The sequence below is a fragment of the Streptomyces sp. NPDC085460 genome (assembly GCF_044541975.1).
Classification (GTDB): domain Bacteria; phylum Actinomycetota; class Actinomycetes; order Streptomycetales; family Streptomycetaceae; genus Streptomyces.
Genome location: NZ_JBITTO010000002.1, coordinates 689628 through 702218 on the forward strand (window position 1 = coordinate 689628; position 12591 = coordinate 702218).

General features: G+C 73.1%; 14 protein-coding genes. 8 read left to right on the forward strand and 6 right to left on the reverse strand.

The features are described 5' to 3' along the window. Positions 1-206 precede the first annotated feature (206 nt). Together ACIGHB_RS07385 and ACIGHB_RS07390 are read left to right on the forward strand one after the other, a co-directional pair. On the forward strand, positions 207-869 hold the full coding sequence (locus tag ACIGHB_RS07385; RefSeq protein ID WP_360314417.1) for a DUF1707 domain-containing protein: 663 nt from the start codon (positions 207-209) through the stop codon (positions 867-869). A 178-nt stretch (positions 870-1047) separates the two neighbouring features. After that, positions 1048-1419 (forward strand): WhiB family transcriptional regulator, encoded by a 372-nt coding sequence (locus ACIGHB_RS07390; protein ID WP_360314322.1) that lies wholly within the window; start codon positions 1048-1050, stop codon positions 1417-1419. 83 nt (positions 1420-1502) lie between these two features. Here ACIGHB_RS07390 and glpX read toward each other — a convergent pair whose 3' ends face one another. Then, complete coding sequence (glpX, locus tag ACIGHB_RS07395) at positions 1503-2534, reverse strand: class II fructose-bisphosphatase (RefSeq protein WP_360314324.1); 1032 nt, start codon at positions 2532-2534, stop codon at positions 1503-1505. Between the two features lie 127 nt (positions 2535-2661). Here glpX and ACIGHB_RS07400 point away from each other — a divergent pair, with 127 nt between their 5' ends. Beyond that, entirely contained in the window at positions 2662-3186 is a 525-nt protein-coding gene (locus ACIGHB_RS07400; protein ID WP_360314326.1) for a DUF4245 domain-containing protein, read from the forward strand. A 67-nt stretch (positions 3187-3253) separates the two neighbouring features. On the opposite strand, the gene ACIGHB_RS07405 is transcribed toward ACIGHB_RS07400, so the two are convergent. The 4 genes from ACIGHB_RS07405 to ACIGHB_RS07420 form a co-directional block, all read right to left on the reverse strand. After that, entirely contained in the window at positions 3254-3844 is a 591-nt protein-coding gene (locus ACIGHB_RS07405; protein WP_399910314.1) for a malonic semialdehyde reductase, read from the reverse strand. Positions 3845-4227: 383 nt separating this feature from the next. Next, the gene (locus ACIGHB_RS07410; protein ID WP_399910317.1) at positions 4228-4464 is read right to left on the reverse strand and encodes an exodeoxyribonuclease VII small subunit; all 237 of its coding nucleotides are present in this window, start codon (positions 4462-4464) and stop codon (positions 4228-4230) included. A 26-nt stretch (positions 4465-4490) separates the two neighbouring features. After that, entirely contained in the window at positions 4491-5723 is a 1233-nt protein-coding gene (gene xseA, locus ACIGHB_RS07415; RefSeq protein ID WP_399910320.1) for an exodeoxyribonuclease VII large subunit, read from the reverse strand. 174 nt (positions 5724-5897) lie between these two features. After that, the gene (locus ACIGHB_RS07420; RefSeq protein ID WP_360314334.1) at positions 5898-7271 is read right to left on the reverse strand and encodes an APC family permease; all 1374 of its coding nucleotides are present in this window, start codon (positions 7269-7271) and stop codon (positions 5898-5900) included. Between the two features lie 54 nt (positions 7272-7325). On the opposite strand from ACIGHB_RS07420, the gene ACIGHB_RS07425 reads away from it, so the two are divergent. Together ACIGHB_RS07425 and ppgK are read left to right on the forward strand one after the other, a co-directional pair. Beyond that, complete coding sequence (locus ACIGHB_RS07425) at positions 7326-8363, forward strand: 4-hydroxy-3-methylbut-2-enyl diphosphate reductase (RefSeq protein WP_399910323.1); 1038 nt, start codon at positions 7326-7328, stop codon at positions 8361-8363. Between the two features lie 29 nt (positions 8364-8392). Next, positions 8393-9136, forward strand: a complete 744-nt coding sequence (ppgK, locus tag ACIGHB_RS07430) for a polyphosphate--glucose phosphotransferase (RefSeq protein WP_360314338.1) — start codon at positions 8393-8395, stop codon at positions 9134-9136. A gap of 287 nt (positions 9137-9423) precedes the next feature. On the opposite strand, the gene ACIGHB_RS07435 is transcribed toward ppgK, so the two are convergent. Then, entirely contained in the window at positions 9424-10080 is a 657-nt protein-coding gene (locus tag ACIGHB_RS07435; RefSeq protein ID WP_388872094.1) for a DUF6542 domain-containing protein, read from the reverse strand. A gap of 179 nt (positions 10081-10259) precedes the next feature. On the opposite strand from ACIGHB_RS07435, the gene ychF reads away from it, so the two are divergent. From ychF to ACIGHB_RS07450, 3 genes are all read left to right on the forward strand, one after another. Next, on the forward strand, positions 10260-11348 hold the full coding sequence (ychF, locus tag ACIGHB_RS07440; protein WP_360314340.1) for a redox-regulated ATPase YchF: 1089 nt from the start codon (positions 10260-10262) through the stop codon (positions 11346-11348). Positions 11349-11549: 201 nt separating this feature from the next. Then, positions 11550-11954, forward strand: a complete 405-nt coding sequence (locus ACIGHB_RS07445; RefSeq protein ID WP_360314356.1) for a hypothetical protein — start codon at positions 11550-11552, stop codon at positions 11952-11954. Further along, positions 11951-12589, forward strand: a complete 639-nt coding sequence (locus tag ACIGHB_RS07450; protein WP_360314423.1) for a hypothetical protein — start codon at positions 11951-11953, stop codon at positions 12587-12589. The genes ACIGHB_RS07445 and ACIGHB_RS07450 overlap by 4 nt, the downstream gene beginning before the upstream one ends. The last annotated feature ends 2 nt before the right edge of the window (positions 12590-12591 follow it).

Sequence of the window (12591 nt, forward strand, 5' to 3'; positions counted from 1 at the left end):
CGCAGTCCCCCGCCTCCACCCCGCCCGAGGCGCCGGCCTCGCCTGAGGCACCGGCCTCGCCCGAGGCGCCGGCCCCACCGGCGGCGTCGGCGCCCCCCGCCGCCTCCACGCTTCCCACGCCCCCCACCGCTCCCACGCCCCCGGTCGCCCCCGCGCCGCCCGCCGTCCCGGCGCCGCCCGCCGTCCCGGCGCCTCCGGCGGCCCCCGTGCCCCCGGCCGCTCCCGCGTACGCGGATCCGCAGGGCGCGCTCCGGGCCTCGGACGCCGACCGGGACCGGATCGCGGACATCCTGGCGGAGGCCCTGGCGGAGGGCCGGCTGGACGCGGAGGAGCACGCGGAGCGGGTCGACGCGGTCTACCGGGCGAAGACCGTGGGCGAGCTGGAGCCGATCGTGCGGGACCTGCCGGCCGCCGGCGGGGCCCCGTCCGCGCCGCGCGCGGAGCCCGCCCCGGCGACGTACGGCCCGGAGGACGTGGAGGGGAACGCGGACCAGCTGCTCGCCGTCTTCTCCAGCACCACCCGCAAGGGCCGCTGGCGGGTCGCCCGCCGCACCAACGCCTTCGCGATCTTCGGGAACATCGAGATCGACCTGACCGAGGCGATCTTCGCCCAGCCGCTCACCACGATCAACGCCACCTCGATCTTCGGGAACGTCGAGATCCGCGTCCCGGAGAACATCAGCCTGCGCGGCTCCGGCACCGGCATCCTCGGGAACTTCGAGGTCACCACCCTGGAAGGGGTGGACCCGCAGGCGCCGCTGGTCGTGGTCAACGGCTACGCCCTGCTGGGGAACGTGGAGGCGAGACCGAAGCGCGGCAAGTGGGTCGTCGACCTCCAGACCAAGATCCGCAAGCACCTGGGGCACTGACGTCCGGTGGGGCGCCGACTTCCGGAAATCCGCACGGGATTCGGCCAGGATTTGACCGGAATACGTCGACGGGGCTCCGGACTCCGGATGGGGGCCGCACGCAGTGCATAGGCGCGCGCACAGCGGGTAGGGCTCGTGCATCGCTGCTCGCTCGCGAAGCCGTCGTCAGGAGTAGACCGTGCTGCAACTGCCGCATCAGCCCCTCCCGGTAGCCGCCGTGCCGCCCCAGCGCGCTCCCGCGCGGGAGGACGAGGCCGGCCCCTGGCACGCGGAGGCGGTGTGCCGCCGGGACGAGGCCGGGCTCTTCTTCGCCCCCTCCAAGGAGCCGACCGCCGCGCGGCTGGCCCGCGAGGAGGCGGCCAAGCGGGTCTGCGCGCGCTGTCCCGTGATGGTCGACTGCCGGGAGCACGCGCTGCTGCAACCCGAGCCGTACGGCGTGTGGGGCGGGCTCACCGCGGCCGAGCGCCGGGTGGTCCTCGCCCGTCGCAGGCGCCGCGAGGTGGAGCTGCGCAAGGCGGCCGCGGCCGAGCGGATCGCCCAGGCCGGCTGACGGGCCGCGCCCGGTCACGTACGAGGAGGGGCGCCCCCACCGCACATGGGGGCGCCCCTCTTCGCTGCCGTCGTCGGACCGGGTCAGTTCGCCCGGTCGAAGTCGATCTCGCTGTACGCGCGCAGCTTCGAGAGCCGGTGCGTGGAGTCGATCTGGCGGATCGTGCCGGACTTCGAGCGCATGACCAGCGACTGGGTGGTCGCCGTCTCGGAGCGGTAGCGCACCCCGCGCAGCAGCTCGCCGTCGGTGATGCCGGTGGCGACGAAGAAGACGTTGTCGCCGCGGACCAGGTCGGTCGTGGTGAGGACCCGGTCCAGGTCGTGGCCGGCGTCGAGGGCCTTCTGGCGCTCGGCGTCGTCCTTCGGCCACAGCTTGCCCTGGATGACACCGCCCAGGCACTTGATGGCACAGGCCGAGATGATGCCCTCGGGCGTGCCGCCGATGCCCATCAGCAGGTCGACGCCGGTGCCCTCGCGGGCGGCCATGATCGAGCCGGCCACGTCGCCGTCGGAGATGAACTTGATCCGGGCGCCGGTCTCGCGGATCTCCTTGACCATGCCCTCGTGGCGGGGGCGGTCCAGGATGACCACGGTGACGTCCTCGGCCTGCATGCCCTTGGCCTTGGCGACCCGGCGGATGTTGACCGACACGGGCGCGTTGATGTCGACGAAGTCGGCGGCCTCGGGGCCGGTGACCAGCTTGTCCATGTAGAAGACCGCGGACGGGTCGAACATGGAGCCGCGGTCGGCGGCGGCGAGTACCGCGATGGCGTTCGGCATGCCCTTGGCGTTCAGGGTGGTGCCGTCGATCGGGTCCACGGCGATGTCGACCTCGGCGCCGGTGCCGTCGCCGACCCGCTCGCCGTTGAAGAGCATCGGCGCCTCGTCCTTCTCGCCCTCGCCGATGACGACGACGCCGTTCATCGAGACGGTCGAGATGAGGGTCCGCATCGCGTTGACCGCGGCGCCGTCCGCGCCGATCTTGTCGCCGCGGCCGACCCAGCGGCCGGCGGCCATGGCGGCGGCCTCGGTCACGCGGACCAGTTCGAGGGCGAGGTTGCGGTCGGGGGCCTCGGGAGAGACCTCAAGCTCGGGGGGCAGGTGGTGCTCGGTCATCGGAGCGCACCTTTCTGTACGACGACGGCCGGAAAAAAGGAGGGTGCTGCGACTCTATCGCCAGGTCGACAAATTGAGCAGAGGGGCCCACGTATGAGCGCGGGACCGTGATGCGACCATATGGGGCGTGGCAGCTAAGCGAGGCAGGCAGACGGTACGCGGGATGTTCCAGTCCCTCGGGGTGATCATGGTCGCCGCGGGGGTCATGTATCTCTTCATCCCGCACGACGAGGACGCGGAGCCGGTGAAGGCGAAGGACTACCGCGTCGAGCTGATCACGGCGCAGCGCGCGGCGCCCTATCCGGTGCTGGCGCCCGAGGGCCTGGGCGACGGCTGGAAGGCGACGGTCGTCTCGTACAAGCGCGAGCAGGGCAACGCCTGGCAGCTCGGCTTCCTGTCGCCGGACACCCAGTACGTCTCGGTGAACCAGTCGACCGCGGAGCCGGAGAAGTACGTGCCGAAGGTCACCCACCAGGCGAAGAACACCGGGAAGACGCAGACGGTGGCCGGTCAGGTCTGGCAGCGCTGGGAGGGCCCCAAGTACGACGCGCTCGTGCGGACCGACGGCAAGGCGACCACGGTCGTGACCGGGACCGGGTCCTTCGAGACGCTCGCGCAGATGGCGGGCGCGCTCCGGTCGAAGCAGGTCTGATCCCCCAGGGTGCGGAAGAGCCCCCCGGCGCAGGGCGCCGGGGGGCTCTCTCGTGGGCGGTTCAGGCTCAGACGGTGGTGATGACGTCGTCGTAGGCCAGGCGCGGGGAGCGGGGGAACCAGGCGTCGTCGCCGGGCTTGCCGATGTTGACGACCATCAGCGGGGTGTGGTCGTCGTCCAGGAACTCCTTCTGGACGCCGGCGAAGTCGAGGCCGGTCATCGGGCCGGCGGCCAGGCCGGCGGCGCGGACGCCGACGATGAAGTACGCGGCCTGGAGGGCGGCGTTCAGCAGGGCGGAGCCCTCGCGGACCGGGCGCTCGGCGAAGAAGAGGTCCTTGGCCTGCGGGAAGTGCGGGAGCAGGGCCGGGAGCTCCTCGTGGAACTCGTTGTCGGCGGAGAGGATCGCGACGAGCGGGGCCGCGGCGGTCTTGGCCTGGTTGCCCTCGGCCATGTGCCGGACCAGGCGCTCGCGGGCCTCGGGGGAGCGGACCAGGGTGACGCGCAGCGGGGACTGGTTGAAGGCGGTGGGGCCGAACTTCACCAGGTCGTAGATCGCCTGCACCTGCTCGTCGGTCACCGGCTCGTCGGTGAACGTGTTGGCGGTGCGGGCCTCGCGGAAGAGGAGGTCTTGGGCGGCGGGGTCGAGAACGAGGGACATGCTGCGTACCTTCCGGACTGCAAGGGGGCCGCCCGGTGGGGAATCCCGGGCGCTGTCACGACAGTACGCCCAAGATTGGTGAACTTTCAACTAATGGATCCGGATAGTGATCCGCTTCACTCGCTCCAGTCTAACCGGCCCCGCCCCGGCCCTGACTGGTCCCTCCCCGGCCCTGACTGGTCCCGCCCCTGGCCGGTCCCTCCCTGGCCCTGACTGGCCGCCCCTGGCCGGTCCCGCCCTGGCCCTGACTGGCCCCGCCCCGGCCCCGAGCGGCCCCGCCCCGGCCCTGGCCGGTCCCGCCCCTGGCCGGCCCCGCCCTGACCGGACCCACCCTGGCCCCGACCGGACCCGCCCCCGCCCTCCCGCGCCCTCCGCGGGCGCTCTCAGTCCCCGGCGGACTCCTCCTCCGCGCGCTCCGCCGCCAGCGAGGCGTCGAGCCGGGCCCGGGCGCCCTCCAGCCAGCGCCGGCAGACCTTCGCCAGCTCCTCGCCCCGCTCCCAGAGCGCCAGCGACTCCTCCAGCGTCGTGCCACCGGCCTCCAGCCGCCGGACGACCTCGATCAGCTCGTCGCGGGCCTCCTCGTAGCCGAGCGCCGCCGCCGTCTCCGTACCGCTTGCCATGCCTTCTCCGTCTCCGTCTCCGTGACTCATGCCGACTTCTCCGGTTCCGCGGGCGGCTGGACGCGCACCGTGAACGCGCCGTCCGCCACCCGGGCCCGCAGCTCCTCGCCCTCCGCGACCTCCTCCGCCGCGCGGACCACCGCCCCGTCCGCCCGCTGGAGCACCGCGTACCCGCGCTCCAGCGTCGCCGCCGGGGACAGCGCCCGCACGCGCGCGCGGGTGTGCGCCAGCTCCGAGTCCGCCCGGTCCAGCAGATGCCCGAGGACCCGCCGGCTCCGCGCGAGCAGCGCGTCCAGCTCGTCCTCCCGGACCTCCACCATCCGCTGCGGGTGCTCCATCACCGGCCGGGCCAGCGCGTGCGCGAGACCCCGCTCCTCGCGGTCGAGGAGCCCCCGGACGGTCCGCAGCGCCCGGTCCCGCAGCCCGCGCACCCGCTCCAGCTCCTCGCCCACGTCCGGCACGACCTTCTTCGCCGCGTCGGTCGGCGTGGACGCCCGCAGGTCCGCGACCAGGTCGAGCAGCGGGGAGTCCGGCTCGTGCCCGATCGCCGACACCACCGGCGTCCGGCACGCGGCCACCGCGCGGATCAGCTGCTCGTCCGAGAAGGGCAGCAGGTCCTCGACGCTGCCGCCGCCCCGGGCGACCACGATCACGTCCACCTCCTCGTGCGCGTCGAGCTCCCGGACCGCCTGGATCACCTGCGGCACCGCCTTCACGCCCTGCACCGGGACGTTCCGCACCTCGAAGCGGACGGCGGGCCATCGGCGCCGGGCGTTCTCCAGGACGTCCCGCTCGGCCGCCGACGCCCGGCCGCAGACCAGGCCGATCAGTCCCGGCAGGAACGGCAGCGGCTTCTTCCGGTCGAGTGCGAACAGCCCCTCGGCCGCCAGCCCCCGCTTCAGCTGCTCCAGGCGGGCCAGCAGCTCCCCGATCCCGACCGGCTTGATCTCCACCGCCCGCAGCGACAGCTGCCCGCGCGGCGCGTACCACTCCGGCTTGGCGTGCACGACGACCCGGGCGCCCTCCGACACCACGTCGGCCACCGCGTCGAAGACCTGCCGGTAGCAGGTCACCCCGATGGAGATGTCGTACGAGGGATCCCGCAGCGTCAGGAAGACGACCCCGGCACCGGGGCGTCGCGAGAGCTGCGTGATCTGCCCCTCGACCCAGATCGCCCCCAGCCGGTCGATCCACCCCCCGATCATCCGGGAGACCTCACCCACGGGCAGCGGCGCTTCGGCGGACGTAGTCAGACCCATGCACCGAGCGTAACCGCGCCCTCCGACAACGTCAGCGCCGCGCGGGACGGAACGTCAGATCGCCCCCGTCCCGGCGGGCCGCCCTCACCCCATGACCGCCCCCGCCCCCGCCTCGGCGGGCCGCCCTCACCCCCCGACCGACCCCGCCACCGCCCCCGTCCCGGCGCGGCGCCCTCACCCCCCGACCGGCCCCCGCCCCGCCCCCTGGACCGCCAGCACCACCAACCCCACGCCCAGCCAGATCACGCCCACCACCTGGGCCGCCACCGACGCCTCCACGATCACCGCGACCAGGATCGCCGCGCCCACCACCGGCATCACCACATGCCGCAGCCAGTGCGGCTCGCCCTCCGCCCGCCGGACCGCGAACCAGCCCACCACGCTCGCGTGCAGCAGCACGAAGGCCGTCAGCGCGCCGACGTCCACCACCGACACCAGGTGGTCCAGGCCGTCGTCGCGGCGGGCCGCCCACACCGCCGCGATCATCGTCACCGTCGCCGACACCAGCAGCGCCACCCGGGGCACGCCCGAGTCGGTCCGCGCCAGCGCGTGCGGCAGCCGGCCCTCGCGGCCCATCGCGAACAGCAGCCGGGAGCCCGCCGCCTGCCCGGCCAGCGCCGCGAACGCCGCGCCGATCGCCTTCGACACGGCCACCAGATCGTGCAGCCACCCGCCGACCGAGACGTCCACCGCGTCGTAGAAGGCGGAGCCCTGCTTCCCCGGATCGGCCGCCAGCTCCGCCGACGAGACCGGTTCGAGCAGCGCCACCAGCCACGTCTGCGCGACGAACAGGACACCGGCCAGGACCAGGCAGAAGAGCAGCGCCCGCGCCACCTTCGCCGAGCCCCCGGTGACCTCCTCCGCGAAGGTCGCGATCGCGTCGAAGCCGAGGTACGACAGGACCGCCACCGACACGGCGCCGACCACCGCCGCGAGCGAGAAGGTCCCGTCGCCGGTGAGCGGCGACCACCAGTCGCGCTGCGCCCCGTCCCGTACGAGCACCACCACCGCCGACACCACGAAGACCAGCAGCACCACGATCTCCATCGCCAGCACCGCGAAGCCGACCCGGGCCGCGGCCCGCACCCCCCACAGGTTGAGCAGCGTGGTCACCACGACCGCGATCCCCGTCCACACCCAGCGGTGCACCTCCGGCACCAGCGCCTCCATCGCGATCCCCGCGAAGAGATAGGCGACGGCCGGGATGAGCAGGTAGTCGAGCATCGCCATCCAGCCGGCGATGAAGCCGGGGCCCTCGCCGAGCCCCTTGCGCGCGTACGCGAAGACCGACCCGGCCAGCGGGGCGACCCGGACCATCTGCGCGTAGCTGAAGGCCGTGAACGCCATGGCCACCGTCGCCACGACGTACACCAGTGCGACCGCGCCGTGGGACTTCGCGTCGAGCGTGCCGAAGACGCCGACCGGGGCCATGGGGGCGATGAACAGCAGCCCGTAGACCACCAGGTCCCGGAATCCGAGACTCCGGCGGAGACCCTCGTGGTCCGGCGACCCCGCCGGTTCCCCATCCACCTGCGCTTTCTCAGCCATGGCGTCAGTTTCGGCCACGGCCGCGCTCCAACCGCTGACCGACGCGGCCTTACGATGGGACGCATGACTGCAACGCCCGCGCCGACGCCCGAGTCCGCCCCCGCGGCCCCGACCGCGACCGACCGTCCGAAGCGTGTCCTGCTCGCCGCGCCCCGCGGCTACTGCGCGGGCGTGGACCGGGCCGTGATCGCCGTCGAGAAGGCCCTGGAGCAGTACGGGGCGCCCGTCTACGTCCGCCACGAGATCGTCCACAACAAGTACGTGGTGCAGACGCTGGAGCGGAAGGGCGCGATCTTCGTCGACCAGGCCACCGAGGTCCCGCCGGGCAACATCGTGATGTTCTCCGCGCACGGCGTCGCCCCGACCGTCCACGAGGAGGCCCGCCAGGGCCGGCTCGCGACGATCGACGCGACCTGCCCGCTGGTCACCAAGGTCCACAAGGAGGCCATCCGGTACGCCAAGGAGGACTTCGACATCCTCCTCATCGGCCACGAGGGCCACGAGGAGGTCATCGGCACCTCCGGCGAGGCCCCCGACCACATCCAGCTGGTCGACGGCCCCGAGGACGTGGCCAACGTCGAGGTCCGCGACCCCTCCCGGGTCGTCTGGCTCTCCCAGACCACCCTCTCGGTCGACGAGACCATGGAGACGGTCGACGCCCTCAAGGACAAGTTCCCGCAGCTGATCTCCCCGCCGTCGGACGACATCTGCTACGCCACGCAGAACCGCCAGACCGCGATCAAGGAGCTCGCCGGCCAGGCCGAGCTCGTCATCGTCGTCGGCTCCAAGAACTCCTCGAACTCGATCCGCATGGTCGAGGTCGCCAAGCAGGCAGGCGTCCCCGCCGCCTACCTGGTGGACTTCGCGAGCGAGATCGACGAGGCGTGGCTGGAGGGCGTGACCTCGGTCGGCCTCTCCTCCGGCGCCTCCGTCCCCGACGTGCTGGTCCAGGAGGTCCTGGAGTGGCTGTCGCAGCGCGGCTACGCCGACGTGGAGCTGGTCAAGACCGCCGACGAGACCCTCACCTTCTCGCTCCCGAAGGAGCTCCGCCGCGACCTGCGCGCCGAGGCCGCCGAGCTCGTCAAGGAGTAGGACCCGGCCCGCCCGGTTAGCTTGATTCCATGAACGTCTTCGGAGTGGACATCGGCGGCTCGGGCATCAAGGGCGCCCCCGTGGACCTGGGGCGCGGCGCCCTCGCCGAGGAGCGGTACAAGGTCCTCACCCCGCACCCCGCGACACCGGGCGATGTTGCGGGGAGCGTCGCGGAGGTCGTCGCGCACTTCGGCTGGACCGGCCCGATCGGCGTCACCTTCCCCGGCGTCGTCACCGGCAGCACGGTCCGTACCGCCGCCAACGTCGACCCGTCCTGGATCGACACCGACGCCGGCGCGCTCATCGGCGAGGCCGTCGGGGGGCTGCCCGTCACCGTCCTCAACGACGCCGACGCGGCCGGCGTCGCCGAGATGACCTTCGGCGCCGGCCGGGGCCGCACCGGCACGGTGATCCTGCTGACCCTCGGCACCGGCATCGGCTCCGCCGTCTTCACCGACGGCCGCCTGGTCCCCAACACCGAGCTGGGCCACCTGGAGCTCAAGGGCCACGACGCGGAGAAGCGCGCCTCCTCCAAGGCGCGCGAGGACGAGGAGCTGACCTGGGAGCACTGGGCCTCCAAGCGGCTCCGCAAGTACCTGGCCCACGTCGAGATGCTCTTCTCGCCCGAGCTCTTCATCATCGGCGGCGGAGTCAGCCGCAAGGCCGACAAGTTCTTGCCGTACCTCGAAGGCATCCGCGCCGAGATCGTCCCCGCCGAGCTGAGGAACGACGCGGGCATCGTCGGCGCGGCGATGACGGCGGCGGGCCGCTGACGCGGTTCCCGGGCGGGCGGGGCGAGTCGGGCGGGGTGGGTACGCCTCCGGTGGTGGCACGCCTGCGGGGCGGAGGCACGCGCGCGTACGTGAGGGGCGGGTACGGCTCCGGGGCTCCGCCTGCGGCGTGGAGCACGCGTGCGCGTACGTCAGGGGGTACGGCTCCGGGGGCTGGTACGGGCTCCGGGCGGGTACGGCTCCGGGACGGGGGCTGTCGCCGGGCTACGGCGGGCCTGTCGCCGGGCTACGGTGGGCCTGCCGGGGCACAGCGCGGGGCCAGCGCGCGGCTAGCGCGGGGCGCGGCCTCGGGGCGGGGGTTCGCGGCGGGCCGGACGGGGGCGCGGGGCGGGGCGGGGGGCCGCAGGACGGCGCCGGCGGCGGGTCATGTCGCGGGCCTTGCGCACGCTCGCGATGAGGCCGGCGATCAGCGTTCCCCCGTACAGCCAGCCGGCGTGCACGGCGAGGGCGGTGACCACGGCCATCGCCTGCCCGCCGAAGCCGCCGGTGCCGCCGGAGATCGGCACGACGCCGACGGCGAAGGCGATCGGTACGGCGATCGGCGCGGCCACCAGGTCGGCCGTCCGGACCCAGAGCGCGGTCAGCGCGCTGACCGGCAGGAACAGCAGCCCGAAGGCCAGCGGGGAGCCGTCCAGGAGCAGCCAGTCCAGGAACCCGACGACGAGCATCGCCGCCGCGGCGAACAGCCCCGCGCCGAGCCCGGTGAGACGGGGTGCGGGCAGCCGCCGCAGGGCCTGCACGACGGGCGCGGGCCGCCGCCCGGCCACCGGGGCGGTCCCGACCCGGTAGACGGTGGCCGCCCCGGTGGCGGTCCCCGTCGCGGTCCCGGCCCCGCCCCCCTCCACCTCCACGAGCGCGCCGGGAGGCGTGAGAGGGGTTTGCGGCCGTCGGCGGCCTTGCGGCTGACTTGTCCTGTGCTGCTCCACCTCACCAACGTAGGTCGGGAGGCGACGGGACGTGCCCGGGACACGCCCTTTGGGTGACCTCCGGCCGCAGTTCGGCCGAAGTCGGCCGGAGCCCGCCCCCGGCGGCCGGTGAGGGCCGCGCCGGACCCCCCGTAAACTGGGGGATCGACCCATCATCCGTATCTAGGGAAGTCGCCACCGTGTCGCTCACGATCGGAATCGTCGGCCTGCCGAATGTCGGCAAGTCGACCCTGTTCAACGCCCTGACCAAGAACGACGTGCTGGCGGCCAACTACCCGTTCGCCACGATCGAGCCCAACGTCGGCGTCGTCGGCGTCCCCGACGCCCGGCTGACCAAGCTCGCCGAGATCTTCTCCTCGCAGCGTGTCCTTCCGGCCACCGTCGACTTCGTCGACATCGCCGGCATCGTGCGCGGCGCGAGCGAGGGCGAGGGCCTGGGCAACAAGTTCCTGGCGAACATCCGCGAGTCCGACGCGATCTGCCAGGTCATCCGTGCCTTCAAGGACGAGAACGTCGTGCACGTCGACGGCAAGGTCTCGCCGAAGGACGACATCGAGACGATCAACACCGAGCTGATCCTCGCCGACCTCCAGACCATCGAGAAGGTCCTCCCGCGCCTGGCGAAGGAGGCCCGCATCAAGAAGGACGTGGCCCCCAAGGTCGCCGCCGTCGAGGCCGCCCAGGCGATCCTGGAGAAGGGCGACACGCTCTTCTCCCAGGGCATCGTCCAGGGCTCGGAGAAGGCGGAGCTCCTCCACGACCTCCACCTCCTCACCACCAAGCCCTTCCTCTACGTCTTCAACGTCGACGAGGACGAGCTCACCGACGACGCCTTCAAGGCCGAGCAGAGCGCGCTGGTCGCCCCGGCCGAGGCGATCTTCCTCAACGCCAAGCTGGAGCAGGACCTCGCCGAGCTCGACGAGGAGGACGCCATGGAGCTCCTCCAGTCCGTCGGCGCCGAGGAGCCCGGCCTCGCCACCCTCGCCCGCGTCGGCTTCGACACCCTCGGCCTCCAGACCTACCTCACGGCGGGCCCGAAGGAGTCCCGCGCCTGGACGATCAAGAAGGGCGCCACGGCCCCCGAGGCGGCCGGTGTCATCCACACCGACTTCCAGAAGGGCTTCATCAAGGCCGAGGTCATCTCCTTCGCCGACCTCGTCGCCACCGGCTCGGTAGCCGACGCCCGCGCCGCCGGCAAGGCCCGCATGGAGGGCAAGGAGTACGTCATGCAGGACGGCGACGTGGTGGAGTTCCGCTTCAACGTCTAGCGGTCGCTCGCGTACCTGGCGGAGGGGGTCGGTTCCCAGGGGGACGGGCCCCTTTCGTGTTTTCGGGGATTCGTGGGGGTGGGGAACCGGCGGGTGTGGATGGGGCGTGTTCGGGGAAGGCGCGTGACCGCTGTTCAGGTCTGGGTGTAGGTGTAGGTGCAAGTGTCGGATTCGGGTTCGGGCTTCGGGGGAGGCGGCGGAGTGGGTGAGGGGAGTGCGCTCGTCGGGCGGATCGCCGAGCGGCGGGCCGGGGCGGGTGATCCGCGGGCGCTGCTCGGGGAGCTGAGGCGGGCCAGGCTGCTCGTGCCGCTGGAGCGGGGCGGGCTGTGGACGGGGCACTTCGGCGGGGTGCGCTGGGTGTTCGCGTTCACCGGCGAGGAGGCCCTCGCGCGGTTCGCGCGGGAGGCCGGGGACCCGGGGCGGAGCTGGGAGTTCGCCGAGCTGCTCGGGGCCCGGCTGCTCGACGAGATCGTGCCGGCCATGGGCGTGCCCGCCGGGATCGCGGTCGACGTCGCGGACCCGGACGGGTCCATGCTCTTCCCGCCGGCCGAGGGCATCGTCCCGGACGCGGCGGCCGTCGAGGGGACCGCGGGGGGTGGCGTCTGATGGGTGACGGGGCGAAGGACCTCGGGATCGACCAGTACACCGTCCGGCGGCTCACCCAGGGCATCCGGAACGCGGTCGGCGAGCTGAAGGAGATCGGGACGGGCACCGGCGCGGTGCTCGGCAAGGGCTTCTCCGAGCTGGCCATGACCGGCATGGAGGCCGGGCACCACGGGCTGTCCACCGACTTCGAGGACTTCTGCGAGCGCTGGGAGTGGGGTGTCAGGGCGCAGGTCCAGGACGCCAACGCGATCGCGGCGAAGCTCGGCCTGGCCGCGGGCGTGCTGTGGGAGGAGGACCAGTACGTCGAGAGCTCGCTGAAGTTCGGCGTGAACGCGATCGCGGGCGGCAGCCCGTACGCCTCCGAGGAGGACATCGCCAAGCAGGACTGGGGCGACGTCTTCACCCCGGACGCGCTGAACCCGGACTGGAGCCGGGAGTCCTGGGATCGCGCCGGCGACGACATGGCCCAGACCTGGAAGGACACCGGGCGCTCGCTGCTCACCGAGGGGCAGGGCGGGGAGCGGTCGCGGATGCTCAACGACGCCCTCGGCATCGACCAGGAGCAGTTCGACCGGGCCGTCGACGACACGTTCGGGCCGTCGCCCGAGGAGCGCGCCCAGAACGGGGGGGAGTGATC